This is a genomic window from Pontibacter fetidus (assembly GCF_010119545.1).
Classification (GTDB): domain Bacteria; phylum Bacteroidota; class Bacteroidia; order Cytophagales; family Hymenobacteraceae; genus Pontibacter; species Pontibacter fetidus.
In genome coordinates, this window is the sequence record NZ_JAAEAA010000011.1 from 126,686 (window position 1) to 139,216 (window position 12,531).

Genomic DNA, 12,531 nt, shown 5'->3' on the forward strand with positions numbered 1-12,531 from the left:
AAAGGCCGACCAACAGGCCAGCCTTTCTAACTATAGTTAAAACTATAAATTTTTATTTTTTCAGGACTTTGGTAGTTACGTCGGTGGTATTGCCTGCTACTTTAAGTATATAAACTCCGCTGGACAGCTGCTGCGTACTCAGTTCGTAGTTGTTTATACCTTTTTCAGGGACAATTGCCATACTTTGTAACTTACGGCCCTGCAGGTTATAAAGTGTAAGTACAGCCTGCTCCGAAACCGGTGATGTAATGGTTATCGTTAATTTATCAGAGAACGGGTTAGGATATGCCTGTAAAATAGCTTTCTCTGACAGGGCATTGTTCCGGATACTGATGACCTTACTATAGGCGTGTGTGCCGTCATAATCTACCTGCTTTAACCTGTAGTAACTCATCTCTGGCAGTGGCCTGGTGTCGTTGAAGCTATACTTTATAGAGCGGCTGCTGGTACCTGCCCCTGCTACTTCGCCAATCTTTTCAAACTTTTTATTATCCTGGCTGCGCTCAATCTCAAACCTGTCGTTATCACGTTCTGAAGCTGTTGACCATTGTAGCAACACACCTTTTTTATTTGAAGTGGCAGTGAAGTATACCAGTTCTACAGGTAGTGGGGTGATATCGACGGGACGTAGACTATTGGTGAAAAATCTTAGCGCAAGCGGTATATCCGTAGTCTTATTTGCATTATCTGTTATCCTGATAACGAAATTATAGTTATTGTTTAGCAGTTTACTTTTATCGGTTATCCATAAGTTGCCGTTGGTTGTGTTCAGGTCAACACCGGGTGGTAGTGCACCTTTGCCTGCCATCAGCTGAGCCGATTTAATACCCTCTACATCAGTTACAGTCGCTATAACCTCTGTGTCCGTATAATCCGGAATTGGTTTATTGCTCCGGACGCTATATTCTGCAGGGCAGTTTACTGTTATAGTTACTGTGCTATAAGTTGTTGCATTGGTGCAGCTTGAGGTTACCGCCCACTGAAATGTATAATCTCCGGAAACAAGGCCCGAGACATTAGCATTATAAAGCGTTGCATTCGAGAAAGCAGGGTTGGCAGTAGCTGGTTTCGAAACGATAGTCCAGAGGCCGGAGCCGGGAGTGGGGTTGCTGCCAGCCAGGGTGTAGGTGCTTCCGCAGGATGTTGCGTTTGGCCCCGCCGCTACTGTGCCGCCAGTGCCATCGGTTGCGGTTATGCTTACTTTTTGAGTTAACACTAAGTTAGAACAGCCGTTGGTCTCTGAAACAGTAACATAAAAGTTTTTGATACCAGCTGTGGCAAAAGGTGCAGAAATAGTAGTGGGAATGGTGCTGTTATTTCCGTTAAAGCTTGCTAGTGCAGTAGCGTTCCCTTCCTGGTAAATCTTGTAAGTAAAAGTGTTGCCCTGAGTTGCCACGCTAATCGTTGCTGATGAAGTGGGGCCAGCGCAAACTTTGGTTTTGTCTGCACTAACAGTACGGTTTACATCGGGGCCGCCGCTTATAGTTATCGTTTTAAGAATCGTGTTTTCTGTAACGCAGCCAGTTGAAGTACTGGTAATAACAATACCGTATTCTGTAGTTTTAGAAACGATCTGGGCAGGAAAAGAAATGTTGCCGTTGGCAGTAGGGACAATCGGGCTGCCAATTTTATCTTTTGTGGTGTTATTGATGATCAGTTGATAAGAGTAACCTGCTTCAGCAGCCTGCACTGTAATGGTTACCGGCACATTGGCACAGTTCGAGTTATCTGGAGTTGCGGTAACAGTAAATGTTTTTGGCACTTCCGGGTAAAGGTCTACCGTCATGTCGCCGCCAATGGTGTACTGACACGGAGCACCTACCTTTATAGTCTTAACCTGAACTATAGTTCCTACGGTTGTAACCGGATTAGATTGTAACGTAACGGCGGAACCGGTACCTAAAACAGAAGGACCGAATGGTATGTAGCTATTATCAGCGTTCTTTTTATAGATGTTGTAAATAACACCTGCTTCTGAAGTAGACAGTTTTATATAAGCCGGTGTGTTAGGACAGAATTTAGCAGCTGTAAAAGCTGCTGTCATAGTTGTAGCTGCCGGGTTGCAGGCTACTATAACTTCTGCAGACTGTGCGCTTTCGCAAGTCGATCCGGCAGATGCTTTTACAGAAACTGTTAGTTTGGCACCGGCATATAGTTCGAAAGGAGATATGTTAGAGAACGTAAAAGTGCTGCCCGATACAGATGCGTAAATTTTATTTCCATTGCTATCTACATAAGCTTGTCCATTTATATAAAGTGTAATTACAGATCCGTTAGCAGTATTGTAATTACCAGTTACAGAAGTACTGCCTTCGTAAATAGTTGTGCCCGATGAGGTGCCGGTAATAATTAAGCCAGTACTACTTGGGACACCGTTTATAGTTACACCTGTTGATGCAGCACTAACCGATTTATTTGGAGCAGTGGCAGTAGCCGTAAGTGTTCCGGATGATTGTTTGGTTATAGTTGCTGTCCAGGCGCCATTTGCATTGACAGTGGTAGTGCCAACTTGTGTAGCGCCAACATAGACTTTAATAATTGATCCTGCTACTTCAGTAGACGTACCTGTTACAGTTGTGGTCTCTCCGCAGTAAGTTCCAGTTATAGTTGGGGCTGATGAATTTACAGAAGCAAAATAAGAAGTAGTTTTAGCGCTAAGTGTTGTACACGGAGAAGTTAATAAATTCTTTGCATAAAATTCATCCCCGGTTGATACCTGCTGGTTTGCTGGAATGGTATAAACATAAGTCCACGTGTAGCGACCTCCGGATGCTACAGATGATGTAGTAGTACGTCCAATTTCAACTGCATTTTTGTAAATAATAATGACTGAGTTTGGATAGGCTCCATTACCACTTAAGCTTAAAGTACTGCTTGTTAGCGTGCTTGATGATAGAGTTGGTTTTAAAGGTTCAGAAGTAGATCCGTTACCTGTACCACCTGTCGCGCAAATCTGGTTTGATGAAACTGATGCACAGCTACCAGCTGCTGATGGAGTAAATACTGCATAATAGGTTCCGGCCGTAATGGAATTGCCTGATTTGTCAAACTTTAATTCCCAATTTGTAGCTGTTGTAAATGTTCCTGTTGCGATTAATGTAGCGGCATTAGGTGAGTTATCTCTATAAATATCAATTGTGCCTGCTTCAGTTGTAGAGCCTTTAAAACCCTTATTCGCATTTGTTAATGACATCTCAGGAGGAGCAGTGTTACACTGAACTTGATTTGTAACTGTTACCGAAGCAGATGACGGGGATTCATTTTCAAGGCTAGGTTTTACTTTTGCGGTAATCGCATCATTTAGTGCCAGGGTTATACCTGAAGTAGACAAGCTCCAGAAACCATCTATCCCGACTGAGGTTGTACCCAAACTTACGCCATTTCTAAAGACTGTAACTATAGAACCTGCAGCTTCAATGGAAGAACCAGTAATGGCTGCGCTGTTCGTATAAATTGGGTTATTTACTTTTGGTGCAGTTGCTGTAACCGGTGTAAAACCTAAGTCTTTTATAGTGGTTGGCGTAGTTGAAGGCGTGTTATTTATTACTTCTTTCCAGATATCAGCTGCAGTACCACTGTATGCATTATCATCAACGCCACCAAAATCGGAGGCTGTACCAAAAATCCCGCTCTTTGCACTGGTAACTGTTACACCGGTCATGCGGAGTGGAGTAACTTCGGTTATACCTCCTGCAAAAGCTGACATGGGCACATAGAAATCATAAAAGTAATCTGCATCTCCGCCGCCTGTTGAACCCGCTATCGCCTTCTGAGAATACTGATCTACAGAGCCGCTAAAGATCTGGTTGCCCGTTGGTACAGTTCTATAGTCGTAAATACGCACATCAAAGTTGGTAGCCAGCAATACTTCAAATTCAAAACCAGGATTGGTACCTGTACCCGTTAATGTCGTGTTTGTGTCGATAAGGATACTATAGCCTTTTGAAGCCGTAGATTGGCCAGCCAGACGAATACGGAACAGGAAGTTTTTACCATCATAATAAGAAGCCATGGGGGAGCCAACCAACTGGCCATTGGCGTAAACCTTTGGGGCAAAGTCGGTGTGGCCGTAGCTACCGCCTGTTTTTAAGTCAGCCAAAGGCTCATCCATAAACACAGGAAAAGGGCGGTAAGGAATCTCGCTGTATTCAGGTCCTTCATCTAACCTGTTGCCACCAACCAACTGAAACCCAAGCGCAGTTTTTGAAACGTATCCGTTTCCGTCCGGGTCCAGAACTTTGTTGCCTCCATTCGTAGCAATTTTATAAATGAGGCCAGGGGTTTGCGCTTTGGATTGTGGGCTCAGGTAAAAAAAGCAAAAAAGTAGTAAACTACAGAAAACTGCAGTCAGTAAAGTTTTATTCATTTTGGCTAAAAGGAATTGAAAACTAATGTTGTAACAGCTTTTTTGTTGTTTTCTGAAAGGGAGGGGGAGACAGGTAAAAACTAGAAATTTTTCAGTGGGCTATAAAATTTAGTAGCACATATTCTATAATTTGCTAGGATACTTTATGTGTTAAGTGATACGCTTTTATTAAAAAAAGCCTACAATTGGTGCGCAAATATCACTAAAAAAAATTAACACAAAAATGTTTCCCTATCTTTTTATAAGAGTAGTTTGGGCTATAGCATACTTATAACTTAAGTTTACCTTAAAGAAGTGCTATTTTGCTATAAGCCTAGATTTGTTTCAGTATAACAGTGGCTGCATTTCCGCCAAATCCGGCTGCATTCACCATGATTCGTTTATACTTTGAGCTTTCGGAAATATTAGAGAAATTAGATGTATAGGCAGGCAATGCAATAGCCTGTTTTTCAAAAATATGCAACGCATACTGCATACTCAAACTACCTGAAGCCCCCAAGGTATGGCCAAGCAGAAATTTATTTGTAGTCAGGGAAGTTAGATCTGTTCCGAAAACGGAGGAAAGCGCTTGTAGCTCAGCGCCATCGCCAACTATAGTTCCGGGTGTATGGGTTATAACCAAGTCGATGTGCTGGTCGGGTGCTGGAAGCTGGCTGAGTGCGTGGCGCATGCTTTGCTGAAAATTAAGGCCATCAGCAGAGATTCCTGTTTTGCTTTTGATTGGTTCAAACCCTAAACCTATGGCTTCTACAACTATAGTTCCGGGCCTTACTGCTACCTCTGGCACGGCTTCTAAAGCAAACACAGCAGCGCCTTCACCTAACACAAAGGTATTCTGTTTTATAGATGCATAAGGTTGGCAGGGGAAAGGCTGGTCGTGTAGTTTAGAATAAATACCCACGGCTTTCATCTGGGCAATGGTAAAATCGGTAAGTGGGGCTTCGGTGCCGCCGGCTAAAAAACGTTTGGCCATGCCTGCTTTTAACCAGGCTGTGGCATTGGCGATGGCCATTAAAGCGGTACTACAGGTTATGGAATGGCTTATCTGTGCACCACCGGCATTTACAGCATGCGCCACCCAGCTCGACAGGTTGCCCAGTGTAGTGGTAGGAGAGGCTCCGGAGGTCAGTTTATCCTGCTGAAAGTTTGTGTAATGCTGCTCCAGTAAACCCGTTGCCCCGCGCGACGATCCGATATTTACACCTAAATCCTGGTCTGTAAAATCCTGCTGCAACCAGCCTGCCTGCTCTGCGGCCTGCCGTGCGGCATATACTGCCATCAATACGGAGCGGTCAAGTTGTTTATAGTTGGGATTACTTTGCAGGAGTAGCTGTAGTTGGGCCTCAGCCTCAGATGGAAGCGCAGCAACCGGCGTAGGTTTGCCCTGATGAACTATAGTTTTGAAAGCAGGTTTGCCGGAACCATAGCTTTGTGCTATAGTTTCAGGATCGTGGCCTAACGGGGAAATTGCCCCACAGCCTTTGATAACGATATGTTTCTTCTCTGCTCCCAAACTGATGCAAAAGTAAGGCGCCAGAACCGCAGATTAATGGGATTTAAAAGATTTCTGTGATTTTAGTTTGAATCAGGATGTAAGAAGTAGCCGAACTCAAATCCGGCAAACGTAACTATAGCAGGCAGCAGTTAACGATCAGCAATCAACTTCTGCATGCCTTTTATAGTTTGATAAACTTTATCAAGCTGGGTATCTGTAATGCAGTAAGGCGGAATGATATAAATGATGTTGCCAAGCGGGCGAAGGATTACCCCTTGCTCCAGTGTGTAATTGTAAAACAGATCACGTAAGTTACTGAAGTAAGAAGTGCTCTCATCCGCGAATTCAATGGCCAGTATGGTTCCGCGTTGTCTTACTTCCTTTATGCCCTGTAGCGGCTTTAGCTCTTCTGCAAATGCCTGATGTCTGGTAGCGATGCGTTCTAAGTTTTGCTGTGTTTCGGGGCTGGTAGTTAGCGCCAGGCTGGCAATACCGGCTGCACAGGCAACCGGGTTGGCAGTGTAACTATGGCCATGGAAAAGCGTTTTGCCTTTATCATCTGCCAGAAAAGCATTGTAGATTTTGTTACTGCAGGTAGTAACGCCCAGCGCCATGGTACCACCTGTCAGGCCTTTTGATAGGCAGACCATGTCCGGTTTGTTTTGCAGGTAATGGCTGGCAAATAACTTTCCGGTGCGCCCGAAACCGGTCATCACTTCGTCGGCTATAGTTAAGATGTTATGCTGCTGGCAGATCGCAAGAAGCTTATCCAATACTTCCGGTTCATACATAACCATACCGGCTGTGCCTAAAACCAAGGGTTCGTAAACAAAGGCAGCAACATCACCGTAAATTGCCAGAGCTTCAAGCTGTGCTATCGTTTCTGCTTCGTTCCCGGCAACGGGTACATCTATAAAATCAACCTCGAACAAGTAAGACCAGAAAGGGGCAGTAAAGGCACTGCGGCTGCTTACAGCCATGGCCCCAAACGTATCACCGTGATAGGAATCCCGAAACGCGATGATCTTCTTTTTAGGAGTACCCAGGTTGGCCCAGTACTGTATCGCCATTTTAAGCGCGACCTCTACTGCTGTGGAGCCGTTATCAGAGTAAAATACCTTGCTTTGGCCTTCGGGTAATATCTTCAGTAAACCTTCGGCCAATTCTACGGCAGGCTGGTGTGTGAAGCCGGCAAAGATCACATGCTCCAGGGTATGTAGTTGCTCCGATACTTTTTCAGCGATATATGGATGCGCATGTCCGTGCAGGTTTACCCACCACGAGGCTACGGCATCAATATATTCCTTACCATCCTCGGCAAACAAAAGTGCGCCCTCGCCCCGAACTATAGCAATTGGCAAAGCAGCTGTTTTCATCTGCGTGTACGGATGCCAGATAATCTGTTGGTCGCGTTCGGCTAAGCTCATAATAATGTAATAAGGTAAATGGTTGTTTAGTAGAGTTTTAGCTATAGGCTATTCTGCTTGGTATTACAGGTATGGTACAAAGTCTTTGGCGTACCCGGCAATCGTTTCCGGGCAGAAGTCGGCTTCCTGACGGATAGATGGCAGGCGACGCAGGCCGGTATATTTAATGATAAAGTCTTCGGTAGAGCTGTTTTCTTCGCCGTTAAAAATAATTCCTGCCACCGGCACTTTGCGGTAGCGCAGCACTTCAGCAGTAAGTAGCGTGTGGTTGATGCTTCCTAAGTAATTACGCGATACCAATACTACTTCCAGGCCCAGTTGCTGCACCAGGTCCAAGATCAGGTAACGTTTGTTCAGGGGTACCATAAGGCCGCCGGCACCTTCTACGATCAGGTTGTTGCTGGTTTCGGGTAAGGTAATGCCAAGCACATCAATCTCACGGCCTTCGGCGGCAGCGGCTTTGTGCGGCGATGCGGCCATTTTAAGGCGGTAAGCTTCGGGGTGAAATACAGAAACAGGGTTAGAAACCAGGCTGCGCACCGTGTCTGTATCTGTAAAATCAAGTCCGCCGGCTTGCACTGGTTTCCAGTAGTCGGCTTGCAGAGCTTCGGTTAAAATAGCAGCGGCGACGGTTTTCCCTACTTCCGTTCCGATGCCTGTCACAAAATAGCGTTTCATAAGTGGTTGGCTATGGCCTGCACGAGGCCCACAATTTCTTCTTCTGTATTATAAGCGTGTACAATTACACGTAATCTTTCTTTTCCTTTCGGTACCGTCGGCGACATGACCGGGCGCACGTCAAAACCCTGTTGCTGTAAGCTTTCGGCCAAAGGTTTCAACTGGGCACTTTCCTCTGTAAAAACAGAAAGTATCACGCTATCCGCCGGTGTACAGCGGATGCCTTTTAGGTTATTTAACTGCTCGTATAATTGAGCTGCCAGCTGTTTTACACGTTCGCGTTCGGGTTGTAACTGAGGCAGCAAACTATAAGCACTCTTTAAAGCCAGCAAGGCGTGTGTAGGCAAACCGGTGGTGTAAATAAAGGCGCGGCTATAGTTTATCAGAAACTCGCGCAGCACCTTCGGGCCAACTATAGCAGCACCGTGGTTGCCCATGGCTTTGCCGTAAGTTATCACCTGCGCAAAAACTTTGTCCTGTAAACCTAATGCTACAGTTAGTCCTTCGCCATTATCACTATACAAACCCACGGCATGGGCTTCATCAACTATAAGCGCGGCGTTATGCGCTTCGCAAACTATAGCCAATTCCTGCAAAGGGGCTTTATCACCATCCATCGAGTAAACCGACTCTACTACCACATAGATCTGCCCGGTAGCGTGTTTCAGTTTTTGTTGCAGATCGGCTACATCGTTGTGCCTGAAACTATAGCTTTTAGCAAAGCTGAGGCGCAGGCCATCTTTCATGGAAGCATGGCTGGCTTCGTCGTAAAAAACGGTATCACCACGCTGGGGCAGTGCCGATAGCAAACCCACATTGGCCATGTAACCGGAATTAAAAAGCAGCGCCGACTCGCCTTTGTGGTAAGCTGCAACTATAGTTTCCAGTTCCTCAAAAAGCGGGTGGTTGCCGGATAACAGCCGGGAGCCGGTTGCTCCCAAAGGCAAATGTTTATAGTTGGCTTCTTCCCTCTGAATTAATTCCCGCAGCTTCTCTGACCGGGCAAGGCCCAGGTAGTCGTTAGAGCAAAAGTCAGTCAGGCCAGTGGTGGTTTTAAGCGCACGCAAGTTGCCCTGCGCAGCCCGTTCCGCCAGCTTTTGCTTTAGTTTTAGTGACAAAGGACTATTTGACAAAGGACAAAGGATTTAAAACGGATAAATCAAATTAATAAAACTCTATTGTCTTTTGTCAATGAGTCTTTTGTCTAAACAACCTCCGGTTGTCCTTCTTCTTTAAATGATTTTCTTGGATTTAAGCCCAGTAACTCGAACATGGCTTTGTCTGCGTCGAAATCCGGGTTAGGAGTAGTTAGCAGTTTCTCGCCTGTGAAAATAGAGTTAGCGCCGGCCAGGAAGCAAAGTGCCTGCTCGGTTACGCTCATGCGCTCGCGGCCAGCCGAGAGGCGAACCATGGTTTTCGGCATCAGGATACGGGCGGTCGCGATCATGCGCACCATTTCCCAAACCGTAACCAGTGGCTGATTTTCCAGTGGCGTACCTTTAACCGGAACCAGCGCATTTACCGGAACAGATTCCGGGTGCTGTACCAGTGTAGACAGCGTATGCAACATACCGATGCGGTCTTCGTCGGTCTCGCCTAAGCCAATGATACCACCGGAGCAAACCGAGATGCCCGCTTTACGCACATTCTCAATAGTATCTAATCTATCGTCGTAGGTACGGGTGGTAATGATATTGCTATAGTTCTCTTCTGATGTATCTAAATTATGATTGTAGGCATACAGGCCGGCTTCTTTCAGCTTTTCGGCCTGGTACTCGTTTACCATGCCCAGAGTGCAGCAAACTTCAAGGCCCATTTCGTTTACGCCTTTCACCATGTCAAGCACCTTATCGAAGTCGCGGTTGTCGCGTACTTCGCGCCAGGCAGCACCCATACAAAAACGGGTAGAACCACCATCTTTCGCACGCTGTGCGGCAGTTAACACCTGTTCCTGGCTCAGCAGTTTATGCACGTCTACACCAGTATGGAAACGGGCAGCCTGCGGGCAATAAGAGCAATCTTCAGGGCAACCGCCAGTCTTCACCGAAAGCAGGGTACATACCTGCACTTCGCCGGTGGCCTGATAAATTTTATGAACATTAGCCGCCTCAACTATAAGCTCAAGCACGGGCTTGTTATAAATCGCTTTTATTTCGTCCAGTGTCCAGTCGTTGCGGATAGCTGCGTTAGTTCCGAAGTGTGTCATGGTTAGTTAGCAGGTTTAGGTTGCGAAGGTAATTTGAAGATTTAGGAATAAAAAATAAATCCTATGAGTAAGTTTCGTGGAAAAATAGCTAACAGGCTCTGTAATTGGAGTATTTCTGTGGATAAATTACTTTGTTAATTTGTTGAGAAAGATGGCCATTGAAAATAAAGCACTGCGTTGCCTTATAAAGGCATCGTAACTGGTAAACTATACCTGCTAGATTTGATAAAAGAAAATGCTACAAAAAAGTAAGCTGCATTGCCTGAACTATAGCTATAGCCAGGATGCTAAACCATCTGATTAGATGACTTCTCCTTTAAGGGGTGTGTAAAAGTTACTTTCGCAAAAAGTATAGCAAAGCCGATGAAAACCACTCCTGTTACCCAAAGTGCAATGTTTCCGGGGCCTGCAAAAGCAGCTTTAAGCAAAGCCAAACCACTAACTATAAAATGCATTAAGTTGCCTATGGCCACCGGCCGGCTGTATATTCCGCCAATCAGGTTGGCACGGGCCATCCAGTTTAGTAGCGCAAAACCAAGGTAAGCAGCGCCAAGTAACTGTAATATTACCGGAAGCAGCAAAACCGAACTGACGCCCGCATATTGCAAAATTTCATCCGGCAAAAAGGAAAGCAATAAACCGATTGCAGCTAAAACTAGAGCACTGGCAGACATCAGGAGTTTCGTATTCATACTGTAGTATAGTTTTTTTCAAATATAATATAGTTTTTTTAAACTGAAAGGCTTGGTCAAATTTCAAAACCAGCTACGCCCATAGTTTAGGAATCTAAGCAGATGTTTATCTAAAAAGGTAAAGATGAATTGAACTATAGTTAGAAGCTGTAAGTTAAGCTGAAAATTCTGCAGGCTTGTTTTGCCGCATAGTTCAGGATAATTGCTTTAACCTTAATTGTATATGGTAGGAATCTTTACCCGGTTTACACTTATAACTTTTTGCTGCCTTTTAATTGTATTGTTGTTTTGCCGTGATGCAGTAGCGCAGGTAAGCTTAAATCCTTTTACTAAAAACTATACCCAGAATTTTGATGGACTACCGCTTTCCGGAACCGGAACCTGGGCGCACGGCACGCAGTATTTCCCGGGATGGTCTCTTTTCCGTACAGCACCAGCTACGTCTACTATAACTGCAGGCACGGGCTCAAACAATGCGGGCGGTTTGTATAGTTTTGGCCCGGCCGGAAGCACCGACCGCGCCTTAGGTTCTATTGCTTCGGCTACCAGCACGGTCGGGGAATTTGCCTGGGGATTACTGATCCAGAACAATACTGGGCAAACTATAACTGCACTGCACATTAACTTTACTGGTGAGCAATGGCGAAGTGCCCGGCCTGCCACGCCCCAGCATACCTTGTCGTTTTGGTATGCTACAGGTGCCGATGCTGCTGCTTTTAACCTTTCGCCTAAATCCGATGCCGGCTGGACAAACGTAAAGGAGCTCGATTTTCTGGGGCCTGTATTTTATGCTACCGGTAGTGCCCTGGACGGAAATGCTACTGCTAATAAACGCTATTTAACTGTTTCTATTCCGGTTACAATTCCTGATAAAGGCTATGTAATGCTGCGCTGGAAAGATCTGGATGAGTTTGAAAACGACCATGGGCTGGCGATTGATGATTTTAGCATGACCTGGAGTACCCAAACAACCAGCGGCCCAACGCCATTGCCTGTAGAGTTAGTAAATTTTAAAGCAAGCACCCAACACCAGGGCGTAGTGCTAAACTGGGCTACTGCTTCCGAAAAAGATAACAAACATTTTATAGTGGAGCGCAGCCAGAATGGCAAATCGTTTGCAGGTATTGCAACTATAGCTGGCAAGGGTACCAGTTCTACACGCTCCAATTATACCTTCACAGACGCTGACCCCTTATCTGGCGGGTTATACTACAGGTTAAAGCAGATCGATTTTGATGGTAGTTATACTTATTCTAAAGTAGTTTCGGTTAAGTGGCAGTCCCTGACTAGTGCTATACTTTATCCAACTATAACTTCCGATATTTTGTACCTAGATGCTGCCGAAAAAGAAAATACAATATCTATAGTTGACATGGCCGGGAAGCAGGTGTACCAGCAACAATTCATAAGTAAAACACGCAACTATACATTGGATGTAAGTAAGCTTAAAACGGGTAACTATAGCATGTTGCTGATTTCCGGGAAAGGAGAGAGGCAGGTACTTCGGTTTGTGAAAAGGTAAACTATAGTTGTTAAACTATGACCCGTCCTAAAATAAGTTGACAGGTTTTACGATGATTTTAGAGAACCTGTGGGCATTAGCTCACAGGTTTTTTGATGTACCTGCTGTGGTGTACACATTTTCAGGCTCAGGTGAGGCCTTCGGG

At 45.2% G+C, this 12,531-nt stretch carries 8 protein-coding genes; 1 reads left to right on the plus strand and 7 read right to left on the minus strand.

Annotation, left to right across the window (positions count from 1 at the left end):
* Positions 1-52: 52 nt before the first annotated feature.
* From GWO68_RS10285 to GWO68_RS10315, 7 genes are all read right to left on the minus strand, one after another.
* Positions 53-4,366 carry a T9SS type A sorting domain-containing protein gene (locus tag GWO68_RS10285; protein ID WP_162346352.1) on the minus strand — a complete coding sequence of 1,438 codons (4,314 nt, stop codon included), beginning with the start codon at positions 4,364-4,366 and terminating at the stop codon, positions 53-55.
* Positions 4,367-4,679: 313 nt separating this feature from the next.
* Positions 4,680-5,879 (minus strand): beta-ketoacyl synthase N-terminal-like domain-containing protein, encoded by a 1,200-nt coding sequence (locus GWO68_RS10290; protein WP_162346353.1) that lies wholly within the window; start codon positions 5,877-5,879, stop codon positions 4,680-4,682.
* Between the two features lie 131 nt (positions 5,880-6,010).
* Entirely contained in the window at positions 6,011-7,288 is a 1,278-nt protein-coding gene (bioA, locus tag GWO68_RS10295) for an adenosylmethionine--8-amino-7-oxononanoate transaminase (protein ID WP_162346354.1), read from the minus strand.
* Between the two features lie 63 nt (positions 7,289-7,351).
* A complete protein-coding gene (bioD, locus tag GWO68_RS10300; protein ID WP_162346355.1) occupies positions 7,352-7,966 on the minus strand; it encodes a dethiobiotin synthase in 615 nt (204 codons plus the stop codon).
* On the minus strand, positions 7,963-9,084 hold the full coding sequence (locus GWO68_RS10305) for an aminotransferase class I/II-fold pyridoxal phosphate-dependent enzyme (RefSeq protein ID WP_235942015.1): 1,122 nt from the start codon (positions 9,082-9,084) through the stop codon (positions 7,963-7,965). The genes bioD and GWO68_RS10305 overlap by 4 nt, the downstream gene beginning before the upstream one ends.
* 86 nt (positions 9,085-9,170) lie before the next feature.
* Positions 9,171-10,172, minus strand: coding sequence for a biotin synthase BioB (gene bioB, locus GWO68_RS10310; protein ID WP_162346356.1), 1,002 nt, complete (start codon positions 10,170-10,172; stop codon positions 9,171-9,173).
* Between the two features lie 287 nt (positions 10,173-10,459).
* Positions 10,460-10,864 carry a hypothetical protein gene (locus GWO68_RS10315; RefSeq protein WP_162346357.1) on the minus strand — a complete coding sequence of 135 codons (405 nt, stop codon included), beginning with the start codon at positions 10,862-10,864 and terminating at the stop codon, positions 10,460-10,462.
* 223 nt (positions 10,865-11,087) lie between these two features.
* Between GWO68_RS10315 and GWO68_RS10320 the strand changes: the two genes are divergently transcribed.
* Positions 11,088-12,386, plus strand: a complete 1,299-nt coding sequence (locus tag GWO68_RS10320; RefSeq protein ID WP_162346358.1) for a T9SS type A sorting domain-containing protein — start codon at positions 11,088-11,090, stop codon at positions 12,384-12,386.
* Positions 12,387-12,531 lie beyond the last annotated feature (145 nt).

Excerpts from the sequence above, each read along its gene's own strand:
- GWO68_RS10285 (WP_162346352.1), bottom strand. The coding sequence starts at position 4,366 with ATGAATAAAACTTTACTGACTGCAGTTTTCTGTAGTTTACTACTTTTT.
- bioA (WP_162346354.1), bottom strand. The coding sequence starts at position 7,288 with ATGAGCTTAGCCGAACGCGACCAACAGATTATCTGGCATCCGTACACG.
- bioD (WP_162346355.1), bottom strand. The coding sequence starts at position 7,966 with ATGAAACGCTATTTTGTGACAGGCATCGGAACGGAAGTAGGGAAAACC.
- bioB (WP_162346356.1), bottom strand. The coding sequence starts at position 10,172 with ATGACACACTTCGGAACTAACGCAGCTATCCGCAACGACTGGACACTG.
- GWO68_RS10315 (WP_162346357.1), bottom strand. The coding sequence starts at position 10,864 with ATGAATACGAAACTCCTGATGTCTGCCAGTGCTCTAGTTTTAGCTGCA.
- GWO68_RS10320 (WP_162346358.1), top strand. The coding sequence starts at position 11,088 with ATGGTAGGAATCTTTACCCGGTTTACACTTATAACTTTTTGCTGCCTT.